The 14,669-nt window shown below is 39.6% G+C and carries 14 protein-coding genes and 1 riboswitch; of the genes, 2 read left to right on the forward strand and 12 right to left on the reverse strand.

Going from position 1 to position 14,669, the window contains the following annotated elements:
- Positions 1-287: 287 nt before the first annotated feature.
- A riboswitch (cobalamin riboswitch) is annotated at positions 288-490 on the forward strand.
- 114 nt (positions 491-604) lie between these two features.
- Together metE and ACTCIM_RS03460 are read left to right on the forward strand one after the other, a co-directional pair.
- Positions 605-2,860, forward strand: a complete 2,256-nt coding sequence (metE, locus tag ACTCIM_RS03455; RefSeq protein WP_472313877.1) for a 5-methyltetrahydropteroyltriglutamate--homocysteine S-methyltransferase — start codon at positions 605-607, stop codon at positions 2,858-2,860.
- Between the two features lie 366 nt (positions 2,861-3,226).
- A complete protein-coding gene (locus ACTCIM_RS03460) occupies positions 3,227-3,352 on the forward strand; it encodes a hypothetical protein (RefSeq protein WP_472313879.1) in 126 nt (41 codons plus the stop codon).
- Positions 3,353-3,354: 2 nt separating this feature from the next.
- Here ACTCIM_RS03460 and ACTCIM_RS03465 read toward each other — a convergent pair whose 3' ends face one another.
- The 12 genes from ACTCIM_RS03465 to cysK all read right to left on the reverse strand — a co-directional run bounded on the left by ACTCIM_RS03465 (position 3,355) and on the right by cysK (position 14,645).
- Positions 3,355-4,248, reverse strand: coding sequence for a sensor domain-containing diguanylate cyclase (locus ACTCIM_RS03465; protein ID WP_464279466.1), 894 nt, complete (start codon positions 4,246-4,248; stop codon positions 3,355-3,357).
- A gap of 37 nt (positions 4,249-4,285) precedes the next feature.
- Positions 4,286-5,356 carry a 3-isopropylmalate dehydrogenase gene (gene leuB / locus ACTCIM_RS03470; RefSeq protein ID WP_464279465.1) on the reverse strand — a complete coding sequence of 357 codons (1,071 nt, stop codon included), beginning with the start codon at positions 5,354-5,356 and terminating at the stop codon, positions 4,286-4,288.
- 2 nt (positions 5,357-5,358) lie between these two features.
- Entirely contained in the window at positions 5,359-5,856 is a 498-nt protein-coding gene (locus ACTCIM_RS03475; protein ID WP_029970080.1) for a 3-isopropylmalate dehydratase small subunit, read from the reverse strand.
- Between the two features lie 9 nt (positions 5,857-5,865).
- Entirely contained in the window at positions 5,866-7,122 is a 1,257-nt protein-coding gene (leuC, locus tag ACTCIM_RS03480; RefSeq protein WP_472313881.1) for a 3-isopropylmalate dehydratase large subunit, read from the reverse strand.
- Positions 7,115-8,647, reverse strand: a complete 1,533-nt coding sequence (locus ACTCIM_RS03485; RefSeq protein WP_464280280.1) for a 2-isopropylmalate synthase — start codon at positions 8,645-8,647, stop codon at positions 7,115-7,117. The genes leuC and ACTCIM_RS03485 overlap by 8 nt, the downstream gene beginning before the upstream one ends.
- A gap of 66 nt (positions 8,648-8,713) precedes the next feature.
- Positions 8,714-9,472, reverse strand: a complete 759-nt coding sequence (gene pssA, locus ACTCIM_RS03490) for a CDP-diacylglycerol--serine O-phosphatidyltransferase (RefSeq protein ID WP_464279463.1) — start codon at positions 9,470-9,472, stop codon at positions 8,714-8,716.
- On the reverse strand, positions 9,465-10,112 hold the full coding sequence (locus ACTCIM_RS03495; RefSeq protein WP_029969343.1) for a phosphatidylserine decarboxylase family protein: 648 nt from the start codon (positions 10,110-10,112) through the stop codon (positions 9,465-9,467). The genes pssA and ACTCIM_RS03495 overlap by 8 nt, the downstream gene beginning before the upstream one ends.
- Positions 10,113-10,178: 66 nt before the next feature.
- Positions 10,179-11,447: a CgeB family protein gene (locus ACTCIM_RS03500; protein ID WP_472313883.1), complete on the reverse strand. Its 1,269-nt coding sequence runs from the start codon at positions 11,445-11,447 to the stop codon at positions 10,179-10,181.
- Complete coding sequence (ybeY, locus tag ACTCIM_RS03505) at positions 11,440-11,841, reverse strand: rRNA maturation RNase YbeY (RefSeq protein WP_464279460.1); 402 nt, start codon at positions 11,839-11,841, stop codon at positions 11,440-11,442. Before ybeY ends, ACTCIM_RS03500 begins: the two co-directional genes overlap by 8 nt.
- Positions 11,825-12,799, reverse strand: coding sequence for a PhoH family protein (locus ACTCIM_RS03510; RefSeq protein WP_029969351.1), 975 nt, complete (start codon positions 12,797-12,799; stop codon positions 11,825-11,827). The genes ybeY and ACTCIM_RS03510 overlap by 17 nt, the downstream gene beginning before the upstream one ends.
- A gap of 9 nt (positions 12,800-12,808) precedes the next feature.
- On the reverse strand, positions 12,809-13,720 hold the full coding sequence (epsC, locus tag ACTCIM_RS03515; RefSeq protein ID WP_464279459.1) for a serine O-acetyltransferase EpsC: 912 nt from the start codon (positions 13,718-13,720) through the stop codon (positions 12,809-12,811).
- A 1-nt stretch (position 13,721) separates the two neighbouring features.
- Positions 13,722-14,645, reverse strand: coding sequence for a cysteine synthase A (gene cysK / locus ACTCIM_RS03520; RefSeq protein ID WP_464279458.1), 924 nt, complete (start codon positions 14,643-14,645; stop codon positions 13,722-13,724).
- Positions 14,646-14,669 lie beyond the last annotated feature (24 nt).

The raw sequence follows: 14,669 nt of genomic DNA on the forward strand, positions 1-14,669 counted from the left end.
AGAGCTACCGCTTGAGAGAAAAATTGGAAAACTAGGGAGTGGGCAGGTGGGTCAATTTTGTTGTCCGAAAATGGATTAAATTTTTTGGCCATTGACACTTTGAATTTAATCTCTTAAACACCTTTAAAAAGGTAATACTTATTAGAAATTAAACGTGTATTTTTTCATTAAAAATTTTTTATAATATTTTATTTTATAAATAAAATATTATAAATAGTTAATATTTTTTAATATAAATTTAATTTTTATAGATAGAAAAAAATAATTTTTTTATTAAAAATAATAAAAAGTAGTACTTAATGACTGGATGTAAGGGAAGAGAGGTGAAACTCCTCCGCTGCCCCGCAGCCGTAACCGAGGACGAAAGCCACTTGGGCTAAGTTCAAAAACTCAGCCGACAAGCCACTGGGGATTAAAAATAACCCTGGGAAGGTGTGGCAAGTAGGATGATTCGGAAGCCGGAATACCGCTCCAGTTAAAAAACTCGAGGGGGTGAAACAATGAAAACCTTTTTCTACTATCTACTTCTTTAGTTTCTTTAGTCTTTTTAATTTAGCACTTTTCCATTTTCTATCAAATCTTTTATAAACGGAGGTAATGTATTGTGAAAACTCTGGCTTTTGGTTTTCCCAAATTAGGTGAAAATCGTGAATTTAAAAAAATTATTGAAAGTTACTGGAACAATTTGATTGACGAAAAAAAATTATCCAATGAAGTCGAAAAATTAAAATTGAAAATAGCCAAGATATATACTCAAAAAGTAGATATTTTTCCAAGCAATGAAGTTTCTCTTTATGATTTTATGCTCGATACTACAATAATGTTAGGAGCTATACCTAAAAGATTCAAACCCTACCAAGGGTTATCTACCTATTTTGAAATGGCTAAAGGGAAAAAGGCACTGGAATTAACGAAATGGTTCAACACAAATTATCACTATCTCGTACCAGAAATAGAAAAAAATAACTTTTTTCTTTTTAAAAATTTTCCTTTAGAAGATTTCATATTTTATAAAAATAAAGGATACAACACCCTGCCTAAACTCATAGGACCTTTTACTTTTTTAACTCTTTCTAAAGTTTATATCAATAACGAAAGAGAATCAAATCTTAATAAAATTGAGGAAAAAAGCATTTTTGAAAATTTTTTTAAAAAACTTATACCAGTATATAATAACCTTTTAAAAAAAATTTTTGAATTCGAAGCAAATTTAATACTAATTGAAGAACCTGCTTTCGTAATGGAATTAGAAACATGGAAATGGAAGTTAATAAAAGAAGCTTACAAAGAACTATCAAAGACTGGAGCAATATGTGTTCTTACCTATTACGATAGTGTCTCTGAATACAAAAATCTTATTGAACTTCCTGTCAAGGGAATCGGACTCGACTTAGTATCAAATTCTGAAAATCTTGAAAATATTTTAAAATTTGGATTTCCAGATGATAAATATCTCGTAGCAGGAATTATAAACGGAAGACAAGTTTGGAAGGCAAATCTTAAAGAAAAACTTATTCTGATAGAAAAACTTTCTAAAGTTTCCAAAAACCTTATAATTTCTAATTCCTGCCCACTTTACCACCTTCCTATATCATTAGAAGGAGAAAAGCATTTAGCTTCTTCTCTTAAAGAAAAACTTTCTTTTGCTAAAGAAAAACTTGAAGAGCTTAACATCCTAAAAAAGGCAATTGAGGGCAATCAAGATACTTTAAAATTTATTGAAAAAAATGAAAAGATTTTGAACAAAGAATTAGGGAAAAATGAACAAGTAAGACAAAAAATTATAAAACTCTCTGATACAGATTTTAAAAGAGAAACCCCTTATACAAAGAGGATATACATTCAAAAAAACATTCTAAAACTTCCTTTATTACCTACTACAACTATTGGTTCTTTTCCACAAACAGAAGAAGTAAGAAAAATGAGGGCAAAATTTAATAAAGGAGAAATCTCAGAAGCGGAATATAAACTCTTCATAAAAGAAAAAATTAAAGAAACAATAGAACTTCAGGAAAAAATCGGACTTGATGTACTGGTTCACGGAGAATTTGAAAGAACAGACATGGTTGAATTTTTTGCTCAAAAACTGGAAGGCATCGCTACCACCAAAAATGGTTGGATTCTTTCTTATGGTACAAGAGGCTACCGTCCTTCGATAATATATGGAGATGTATTTAGAACCTCCCCTTTAACCTTAGAAGAAATATCCTATGCTCAATCTCTTACTCAAAAACCTGTTAAAGGGATGCTCACAGGCCCAGTAACCATCTTGAACTGGAGTTATTACCGGGAGGATATTTCTAAGGAAGAAATAGCCTATCAGATAGCTTTAGCTCTATGGGAAGAAGTAAAAGATTTAGAAAAGGTGGGGATTAAAATAATACAAATAGACGAACCTGCTTTTAGAGAAGGAGCGCCTATAAAAAGAAAAGACTGGAAAAATTATTTTAACTGGGCAATAAAGGCTTTTAAGCTTTGTTCCAGAGCCAAGCCAGAAACTCAAATTCATACTCATATGTGCTATTCTGATTTTAACGAAATTATAGATTATATATATCAAATGGACTTTGATGTTATTTCTATAGAGGCTTCAAGAAGTAAAGGGGAAATACTTGAAGCTTTCGAAAACTATAAAAACTGGGATAGACAGATAGGAATTGGTGTCTATGATATTCATTCTCCAGCTATTCCAACAAAAGAAGAGATACGAGAAATTATAGAAAGAGCTTTAAAGATATTTCCAAAAGAACTTTTATGGATAAATCCAGACTGTGGACTTAAGACCAGAAAGTGGGAAGAAGTTATTCCTGCTCTAAAAAACATGGTAACTATCAGTAAAAATTTGAGAAAAGAATTATAAAAAGACAAAAATTACAAAAACCTAGCACACAACTGTTACCCAAAAGCCCCGCTCATTGGTGGGGCTTTTATTTCATTTCATATTTTTTATTTATTTTTTTTGGGTTTGCTTCACCTACGCCACCTAAAGCATAAGCGACATCAACCTGGAACTCTTTAATTTTCTTCCCTAACCTATCGCAAACAATCACCTTTAAATCAAACCAAAAAAATAGTTAGCTGAAATAGCTAAAAGAAAACCAATCATACTCTTCTACCTACTCACCTAACACTCAATAAAAATTAAAACCTCAATCCTTGACTTCCTGTATTTAAAAACTTAACTAAAAGTTAGTTTAAACTAATTTTACAAAAAGAGGTGAACTTGATGGAACATATTATTTTAGCAGTGATTATTGGCTTGAGTGTGTTTTTTTTGGGTAAAAGATTCTGGCAAATTTTTAAGGGCCAAAAGGGATGTGGTTGTGCAGGCTGCAAGTGTGGAAAATCTTAAAATCAACCTACTACCACTCTATTTTTACCTTCTTTTTTGGCCAGGTACATAAGCCTATCTGCTCTCTCCACAATGCTTTCTGAAGTATCTTCTGGAGAAACCAGAGTGGCTCCTACTGAAATTGTAAAGCGAAGAACTTTATCCTGATAAAAAGCCTTGCTATGCTCCACGATTACCCTTAACCTATTGGCTACTAACTGCAATTCCTTAAGGCCTTTCACTATGACCAGGCCTAAAAACTCTTCCCCACCAAAGCGGCCAAAGACATCTCCTTTCCTGGCCAGATTTTGCAAGGTTTTTCCCAGCACTTTTAACACTTCATCGCCTGCTCCATGACCATAGGTGTCATTTATCAATTTAAAATTATCTATGTCTAGAAATATTACACCAAAAGAAAAATTATAGCGTTTAAACAAATTAATATTTTCTTCTAGCTTGGTTAATAAATAACGACGATTGGGAAGGCCAGTTAACGGGTCTAACAGGCTACTTTGAGCTAGCTTTTCAAAGTGATTGAGTACAAAATAATCATCATAACTTTCTTGAAATAATTCTAAAACATATTTTTTATCCTGAATATAAACAGGAAAAGTTTTTATTTTTACTCCTACTCTATAACCCTTTTTATGTTGTAAATAAGCCTTGTTCTGTTTAGTTACGCCTTTTCGTAAAGATATTAAAGCTGGACATATTTCTTTACAAAGCTCTCTCCCATCTTCTCCAATATGCACCAGAATATTATCCCGACAGTGCCTACCCACAACTTCTTTTTGTGTATAGCCTGTAATAATTTCTGCTCCCCTGTTCCAGTAAACAATGGTCCTGTCCTCATCTAAAAGATAGGCTCCTTCCCAGAGATTATCTAAAATTTTAGTGCACGCATCTTCTAAAAACATATCTTTTCCCTTTTAGTTAGCAGGGGGCTATCCCCTGCTAAACTTGCATGGCAATAAAATCGCCCATTTGAGAGCAACTTACTTTTTTAAGACCTGGTCTTAAAATGTCTTTGGTTCTATAACCAAAACCAAGGGTTTGTTCAACAGCTCTGTAAATAGCGCCGGCCTCTTCTGAAAGGTTAAAGGAATATTCCAGAAGCATGGCCACAGACATAATGGTGGCAATGGGATTAGCCATATCCTGCCCGGCAATATCTGGAGCAGAGCCATGAATGGGTTCATATAAGCCAAATTCCTTGCCCAAGGAAGCAGAGGGCAAAGTTCCTAAAGAACCAGTAATTACGCCAGCTTCATCAGATAAAATATCCCCAAAAAGATTCCCTGTAACCAGAACATCAAAACTATAAGGCCTGCTTACCAGTTGCATGGCTGCATTATCCACATATAAGTGCTCCACTTCCACTTCTGGATAGTCAACTTTGACTTTTTCCACTACCTGTCTCCAGAGCCTGGACACTTCTAAGACATTGGCCTTATCCACAGAAGTTAATTTTTTCTTCCTTTTTAAAGCCAGTTCAAAGGCAAGCCTAACTATCCTTTCCACTTCTGCTTCTGTATAACGCATGGTATTTATGCCTACTAACTGGCCCTGTTCTTCAAAAATCCCTTTGGGCGTGCCAAAATAAATACCTCCAGTAAGCTCCCTTACCACCAAAAGGTCAATTCCCTTTTCTACAATATCCTTTCTAAGCACACTGGATTCCTGAAGCTGGGGAATGAGTTTTACTGGCCTGAGGTTGGCAAAAAGGCCAAGCTCCTTGCGAATAGCCAAAAGTCCTTTTTCTGGCCTGAGTTCTGGAGGATTATTATCCCATTTAGGACCACCTACAGCACCCAGTAAAATCGCTTTACATTCCTTACACTTTTTAAGGGTTTCTGCTGGCAAGGGTTCACCATACTTGTCTATTGCTGCGCCCCCAATAAAAGCTTCTTCTAGCTTAAGAGTATGCCCAAATTTTTGGGCCACAGCCTTTAAAACCTTTACCCCTTCTCTTACCACTTCAGGGCCAATGCCATCTCCTGGCAATAAACAAATTTCCAATTCCATTTCTAAGCTCCTTTTATCCTGGCTTGAGCAAAATTAATAAGTCCACCTGCATTAATTATTTTTTGCATAAACTCTGGAACAGGGTTTACCTTTATTTTTAGTTGTTTATTTACTATTTCAATTTCCCCTCTTTGGGTATCGATTTTTAGTTCATCTCCCTCAGAAATTTTTTCCACTTCTTCGCCTACCTCTAAAAGCAATAAGCCCATATTAAAACCATTACGGTAAAAAATCCTGGCAAAACTATGGGCAATTACCACAGGAATACCTGCGCCCAAAATGGCCAAAGGTGCATGCTCCCTGGAAGAGCCACAACCAAAATTCTTGCCTCCAACCAGGATGTCTCCTTTAGCCACTTTCTGGATAAAGTTTTCTTCTAACCCAGACAAACAGTGTTTGCCCAATTCTTCTGGGTCTGTGGTTACTAAGAACCTAGCTGGAATAATGGCATCTGTATCTATGTGATCACCTACCTTGTGTGCTTTTCCCTGAAATATCATAACGCCTCCTTAAATATCTTTGGGATGGGTAATTACCCCTGTAAGAGCTGAAGCTGCAGCCACATAAGCACTGGAAAGATAAACTTCGCTTTCCAAACTGCCCATACGCCCCTTAAAATTGCGGTTGGTAGTAGCAAGGCACCTTTCTCCTCCAGCTAAAATGCCCATATGCCCTCCAAGACAGGGGCCACAGGTAGGAGGTCCAACCACTGCTCCTGCTTCCAGGAAAATCTCCAACAACCCTTCTTTTAAAGCCTGTTTAAAGATATTGGGAGTAGCAGGCAAAATAATCAAGCGCACGCCTTTGGCCACTTTTTTACCCCTTAAGACTTCAGCTGCCTGCCTTAAGTCACTAATCCTTCCATTGGTACAAGAACCTATGACTACCTGGTCAATTTTTATTCCCTTTACTTCTTCCACTTCTTTTACATTTTCCGGCAGGTGAGGACAGGCCACCACAGGCTGCAACCCATTGGCATCTATTTCCACTACCTGCTCATACCTAGCCTCTTTATCTGGGAAAAGGGGTTTATCTTCCCTTCCTTTTTCCCTGGTATAAGCCAAAGTCTTTTCATCAGCAGCAAATAGTCCTGCTTTGCCTCCTGCTTCTATGGCCATATTGGCAATGGTGAGACGACCTTCAATATCCAAGAGTTCAATGGCCTCACCCTGAAACTCCAGAGCTCGGTACAGGGCCCCATCTACGCCAATAAGTCCAATTAACTTTAAAATAATATCCTTGGCAGTAACAAAGGGATTTAACTTGCCCCTAACCTTTACCAAGATGGTCTCTGGCACCTTGAACCAGGTTTCTCCAAAGGCCATGGCATAAGCTATATCTGTAGAGCCCAAACCAGTGGCAAAGGCACCCAGCCCACCATAGGTGCAGGTATGACTATCTGCTCCCACCACTATTTCTCCTGGTCCCACCAGCCCCAGTTCTGGCAAAAGAGCATGCTCTACGCCGGCTTCTCCTCCTTCATAATAGTGAAGGATTTCCTGAGCTGCAGCAAATTCTCTAACTTTTTTTACCTGCTCAGCAGACTTAATATCCTTGTTGGGAGTAAAATGATCACAGACCAAAATCACCCTATCTTTAGCAAAGACCCTTGTGGCACCCATCTTTTTAAAAGATTCTATGGCCAAAGGAGCAGTAATGTCATTGGCCAATACCTTATCCACCTTTACCTGTACAATTTGCCCTGGGCCTGTTATCTCTTCCTGGGTATGGGCCTGCAAAATCTTTTCCGCCAGAGTCTTACCCATTTTTCTTTTCCTCCTCTTTTTTTACCAACCTGTTCAAAGCATTGATGTAGGCTTTAGCACTGGCTACAATAATGTCTGGATCTGAAGCTCTGCCCACAGAAGTAAGGTTGTTTTCTTCAATTTTTACTGTAACTTCTCCTTGAGCATCAGTTCCACCAGTAATGGCATTGACAGAGTAGCGTAAAAGTTTAGGCTTTCTACCTACAATTCGCCCAATGGTATTAAAAACCGCATCAATTGGTCCTACACCAAAGTGAGCAAGTTTTTTCTCTTCCCCATTTACATCCATTTTTAATACTGCTGTAGGAATGGCCATATTGCCAGAAATGGCACTTAAATAAATCAACTTATACTTGTCTGGCAATCTAAAAATCTCTTCCAAAACCACAGCTTCCACATCTTCTTCAAAAATCTGCTTCTTTTTATCCGCCAATTTTTTAATGGCCATAAACACCTGGTCCAATTGCTCTTCACTCAAACGATAGCCCAGTTCTTCCAGTTTTTTCTTTACTGCATGCCTGCCAGAATGTTTTCCCAACACAATATCTGAAGAAGTTTTGCCCACACTCTCTGGAGTCATGATTTCATAAGTGGCCTTATGCTTTAATACGCCATCCTGATGGATACCAGATTCGTGAGCAAAGGCATTGGCACCCACAATGGCCTTATAGGGTGGAATGGGTTGGCCAATAATCATGGAAAGTAAACGGCAGGAAGGATATATCTGCTCACTTTTTACATTGGTAAGAAGTTTATAGCGGTCCTCTCTGACCTTAAGGTTCATAATCACTTCTTCTAAAGCAGCATTGCCAGCCCTTTCTCCTATACCACTTAAAGTCACCTCAGCCTGCCTGGCTCCTGCTTTTAAAGCCGCCAGGGTATTGGCCACAGCCAATCCCAAATCATTATGGCAATGAACACTAAAAATAACTTCTGGACCTCTTTTTACATGCTCTATTAAATATTTAATCAGCTCTGCAAATTCATCAGGCTGGGTATAGCCAACTGTATCCGGTACATTTAAGACCTTGGCTCCAGCCTGAACTGCTACATTAAAGACTTGAACCAGATAGTCCCAATCTGAACGAGAGGCATCTTCTGCAGAAAATTCCACATTGGGGCACAAACTGCTGGCAAACCCAACAGCCTCTCTGGTCAGCTCCAAAACCTCTTCTCTACTTTTCCTGAGTTTGTGTTTTAAATGAATATCTGAAGTGGCAATAAAGGTATGAATCCTGGGATTACTGCTCTCCTTAACAGCCTCATAAGCCAGTTCAATGTCCCTTTTCACTGCCCGGCAAAGGCCTGCAACCTGCACTTCCTTTACTGCCCTGGCTATTTCCCTCACGGCCTCAAAGTCTCCAGGACTGGCAGCAGGAAAACCTGCTTCAATAATATCCACGCCCAGACGCTCCAGTTGTCTGGCCAATCTCACCTTTTCCTGCAAATTCATGGTAGCGCCTGGAGACTGCTCTCCATCACGCAATGTGGTATCAAAAATATAGACCTTATCCATAAAAGGAATCCTCCTGTTTGTTTTAGTTAAACTTAAAAAAAGAGAAAAAAATTTTTATGTGGGGGGTTAAGTGCCTTACGAGAGTTCCTGGGGGAACTCCCGTAGGTTGGCCTTTCTTAGGCGTAGGTAAAAAAGGGAATAAGCATAACCAGAAATAAGATATGCTAAAAAGAAAAGAAATCCCAAGAATTTGGGTTCAGAAGCAATAAGGGCAAAAAGGAAAATAACTATTACCGTACTGGTAAAGGGATGATTTTTAACCATTTCTATATCTTTAAAAGATGCATACTTAATGCTGCTGACCATAGTCAAAGCCAGAACAAAAGTCAAACCCAGAGTCAAGGCAGCCAGCCATCTGGGAGTTATAAAGGCGGGCAAATAACTGCTAAAAAAGACAAAAGTAGCCAAAGTACAGGCAGCTGCAGGTATGGGTAAACCTAAAAAGAACTTTTTAGAAAGGGATTTGGTCTGGATGTTAAAGCGGGCCAAACGCAAAGCACCACAGGCCAGAAACAAAAAGCTAATCACCAATCCAATTCGCCCAAAAATATGGGTCTGCCAGAGATAGACCAGCACCGCAGGCCCCACCCCAAAGGCCACTAAGTCTGCCAGGGAATCGTATTGAATACCAAAATCTGAACTGGCCTTGGCCAATCTGGCCACTTTTCCATCTATACCATCAAAAAAACAGCTAATCAAAATGGCCAAGGCAGCTTGCTCAAATTTTCCCTCCAGGGAAAAAAGTATTCCCCAAAACCCCACAAACAAACTGGCTGTGGTTAAAAGGTTGGGTAAAATGTACAGAGATTTATATTTGGGTTTATCCTTATCCATCTTTTTTTCTAGCCAAAATGGTAGCGCCAGCTAAAACCTTATCTCCTATCTTTACCTCTGGTTCATAAGAGGAAGGCAGGTAAAGGTCAACCCTGGAGCCAAATTTTATCAAGCCAAATCTCTCTCCTCTTTGCAGGGCTTCCTCTGGCTTGGCAAAGGAAACAATACGCCTGGCTATAAGTCCAGCAATCTGTACCACTGTCCACAATTTACCTTCTTCATCCTGCAAGAGGATTAAATTGCGTTCGTTATCCTTACTGGCCTTATCCAGAGAAGCATTAAAAAACTTGCCTGGAATGTAAACTTGTTTTTGCACCTGGCCTTTGATGGGAGAACGGTTGATATGCACATTGAAAACATTCATAAAGGTAGAGATTAAAAGCCTATCTTCACCTGTTAAAGGACACTTTGCTGGCTCGATTTTGATAATTTTCCCATCAGCAGGAGCTACAGCCACATTGGCTTCTGGAGGAATAACCCGATGAGGGTCGCGAAAAAAATTCAAAATCAAAACAAAAAGCACAAAGGCCAAAAAGCTTAAAAATTCACACTCCCAAAGGGCCAAAAGCAAGGCTAAAAAACCAGTTACAAGAAGATAGGGCACACCTTCAGGACAAATTCTTGTTTTAGGCTGATACATTTTTTCTCCTTGGTTTTAATTTCTTCTCTTTTTTTAAGCACTTGTCAACCAGGTTGTAATCTGGACCTATTTTTTAGGGCCCAAGTACTGTTTTTTCCACTCTTCCAAAAACAAAAAAGCTGCCTCAATGGGAGTAAGCTCTTCTTGCCCCTGTTTAATAGTATGGATTATATCTGCAAGAGAACTATCCACTTTTAATCCCTTTTCCCGTAAAAAACGCTCTATTTCCAGCCTCACCTCTTCAGGTAAAGAAGAAGTCTCCAGTTTAAGCTCATCCAGAGGCTTTAAGCTCACCTTCTTTTCTAAAAAGGAAACCAGTGTCTGCATTCTGTGGGCATAAGTGTGTTCCCTTAAGGCCCTTGCCCTGGCCCTGGTTGCAATTTCATGCCTTTCCTCTTCCCGAGGTAAAAAATAGTTAATTTTCTCCTTTAAGTCTTCCAGAGACTCAAAGGTAATAACTTCTTCTTCACTAAACAAGGCAGGCAAAAGTTCTCTCCTGTCCACCAGTTGAAAACAACCACACCCTGCTATTTCAAAGGTCCTGGGATTAACAAAATCCCCTTTACTTACCAACTCCTGGTCCTGCAGGCTGGAATGCAGGTTTAAGTTTATTTTAGAGGCATTAAAAATCTTTACCACCTCTTCAGAACTGACCCTTCTTCCGCCTTCTTGCACAAAAGGTTCCAGTAAGGGCTCTCCTTCCCATTCTGTGCCCCAGATCTTTAAATCATACTCTACCAATTCCTTAAAGGCCTTTCTTCTATTGGGATAGCCTGCTCCCATAAAAGAAAGCTCACTGCCATAACGCTTCTTATCCACAATATTTAAGTCCAGAGGCCGATGAAAAGAAGGCAAACACGCCAGAGGGAGATAGAGGTGATTGCTTACGCCTATGTTATTCAAGGCAGAAAAAAAAGGTTCTTGTTGAATCACCGCAAAAACATCATACAAAGGAGCAAAACTTCGCCAATAGGTAAAGAGACGAAAATCCTCCACAAACCACATTACAGAAGGGATATTTTCCTTTTTCAGCCTGAGTAAGACCTGGCGGGTAAGAGGCGCCTGGGCTAAGGCCAGGACAAAACCTGGTTCAAATTCTTCTATTTTAGCCCAAATAGCTTCAGATACTACTTGAATGAACCCCTGTTCCAGTTGCTCCAACCTGGTGGAGTTGATTCTAAGTTGCTTTAAATTTTGCAAAGAAGAATAAAAAAGACCTGAATCAAAGACCTCCACCAGATGTCCCAGTTCCCTTAAACCTTCTGCAGCAAACTTACCTATGGGATAGGACCCTCCATAAAAGGGAAGGACCACCAGCACTTTGTATCTAGGCATTTATCTCCTGCACCAATTCTTCAGTTAAAAGATACATTTCTTCCCCATGCTCAAAACCAAGCAGGTGTAAAAAACCGTGAATGGCCAATCGCCAGAAGTGCTCCTCTGGCTCTTGAGCATAAAGAAAGGATTCTCTGACCACTGCCGGGATACTTATCACCAATTCTCCCAGATAATCTTCCCTTTCTGCTGGAAAACTAAGTACATTGGTAGGTCCAACGCACTGCAAAAACTTTTCATTTAGTTCTGCCAGCAAGGCATCTTCCGCCAGAATAACTTCCATCCCCTTGGAAGAACAGGCAAACTTATCCATCAAGAACAAAAATCCCTCTTTTATTTCCCTGGGACTTAAATGCACTAAAAAAAGAAGATTGGTCTTAAGACTTATTTCCATTGTCATTGGGAGCAAAATTTTCGTAAGCCTCTACTATTTTTCCCACCAAAGAATGCCTGATTACATCCTTTTGGTCAAAATAAATAAACCCTACTTCAGGTAAGTTTTTTAAAACTTGACTGGCCTGAATAAGCCCGGAGGTAACCTTTTCTGGCAGGTCCACCTGAGTAATATCTCCAGTAACTACCATTTTGGAATTAAAGCCCATGCGGGTCAAAAACATCTTCATCTGCTCAGAAGTAGTATTTTGAGCTTCGTCCAGAATAATAAAGGCATCATTGAGAGTGCGTCCACGCATAAAGGCCAAAGGAGCCACTTCTATCTGGCCACTATCTAACATTTCCTGTACTTTCTTAAAATCCAGCATATCATTTAAGGCATCATAAAGAGGTCTTAAGTAGGGATTTACCTTTTGCACCAGATCCCCGGGTAAAAATCCCAGTTTCTCCCCGGCTTCCACTGCTGGCCTGGTCAAAACAATCCTTTTGACCTTATTTTGTAAAAAATAGGCCACAGCTACAGCCACAGCCAAATAGGTTTTACCTGTGCCTGCAGGGCCAATGGCAAACACCAGATCCTTTTTCTTAATGGTTTCCAGGTATCTTTTCTGGGAAAGAGTCCTGGGCGAAATGACCTTTTTCCCAGCTACGGTTAAAACCTCTTCTTTAAAAAAACGATGTAAATCTGTTTTGTTATCTTTAGCCAGGACCTTTAAGGAAGCTTCTACATCAGCAGGATAAACTTTATATCCTTTTTTCAACAACTGGTACAACTCCAGAAGACACCTCTTGGCCCAACTAAGGTCCTCTTTATTTTCTGACCGCAAGATAAGTGTATTTCCCTTATTTTCCAGAAAAACCCCAGTTGTCTTATGGATTAGTTCCAAGTGCGAACCCAAAGGACCAAACAAGTCCACCAGGACTTTTTGGTCTTCAAATTCTAAAATTTCTTCTTTCATTCCTTTTCTTTATTCTTCCTCCCCATTGGTAATTTTATAGTTTTCTCTTTTAGCCTGTCTTACAATGGTACCTGGAGGCACATCATGGGTAATCCATACATTACCGCCAATAATAGAGCCTTTGCCAATGGTTACCCTGCCCAAAATGGTAGCACCAGCATAAATAATTACATCATCTTCCACAATAGGATGCCTGGGAAGACCTTTGATAAGAACATTTTTCTCATCTTTGGGAAAACTCTTGGCTCCCAAGGTAACTCCCTGATAGATTCGCACATTATTGCCAATAATACAAGTCTCTCCAATAACCGTGCCTGTACCGTGGTCAATAAAAAAACTTTTGCCAATGGTGGCGCCAGGATGAATATCAATACCAGTTTCTGAATGCGCCAATTCAGTAATAATCCTGGGAATTATTTTAACCCCCAGTTCATGTAAGGCATGGGAAATTCTATAATTGGTCAGAGCTCTCACTGAAGGATAACAAAAAATAGCCTCTCCTGGAGTTTTGGCCGCAGGGTCACCAATGTAGGCAGCCTGTACATCTGTTGCCAGTAAACTTCTAATCTCTGGTAACTTTTGAATAAAGGCTATGGCTACTTCCTCAGCTTCTTTTTCGCAACTAATACAGGTGGTGTCTTCATCGCCACAGACAAAACAGCCACCATAGAGGATTTGATTTTTTAAAGCTCGGTACACCCTGTCCAGAGTTGCGCCCAGATAATATTCCTTGGCTCTTTCGTCGATATGACAGGGACCAAAATAGCCAGGAAAAAGAACTGCTCGCAAATCTTCCACCACCTCCCTTAGCACTGCAATGGAAGGAAGAGGCTGGTTGCTTTCTATGGACAATTTACTCTTGGGAAAATACTCTTTTTCTACTAACTCCTTTACAACCCTTTGAAATACTTCTTTATCCATTTTATTCTTCTCCAAAAAGCGGTGTTGATAAGTAGCGTTCAGCAGTATCACAAGCTACAAAGACTATAAGTTTTCCTCTATTTTCTTCCAATCTGGCCAGTTTTAAAGCAGCGGCCAGATTAGCACCAGAAGATATGCCAGCTAAGATGCCTTCTTCGCCAATGAGCCTTCTGGCCATTAAAAAGGCTTCTTCATCTGCTATCTTTTCAATCTGGTCAACTACTTTTAAATCCAAAACCTTGGGGATAAATCCCGCACCTATGCCTTGAATTTTATGAGGTCCAGGATTACCACCAGAAAGCACCGGAGAGTTTAAGGGCTCTACTGCCACCACTTTTATGGCTGGATTTTTTTCCTTTAGCTTTCTTCCCACTCCCGTAAGGGTACCGCCAGTACCTACTCCAGCTACAAAAATATCCACTTTGCCCTCTGTATCCTGCCAGATTTCTTCTCCTGTGGTCAGGTAGTGAACCTCTGGATTAAAGACATTCTCAAATTGCATGGGCATAAAGGCCCTGGGCTCTCTTTCAACAATTTCTTTGGCCTTTTTCACTGCTCCAGCCATTCCTTCCTCAGCTGGGGTTAAAATCAATTCTGCTCCCATGGCCTTAAGCAACTTTCGTCGCTCTATACTCATACTCTCAGGCATGGTTAAAATTAACTTTAGACCCAGCACCTGACAGGCCAGAGCCAGCCCTATCCCTGTATTTCCACTGGTAGGCTCCACAATAACACTACCCTTCTCAATTAACCCCTGTTCCAGGGCCCGGGTCAACATATTTTTGGCAATCCTATCCTTCACTGAACTCGCTGGATTGTAATATTCCAGTTTGGCTGCTACCCTGGCTGGCAGACCCCGGGTCAATTTATTCAAATAAACCAGAGGGGTTTTACCCACTAACTCTAACACATTGGAATAAATCATTTTTTCACCCTAAAAGTTTTCTTC

Source organism: Desulfonauticus sp., assembly GCF_055126295.1.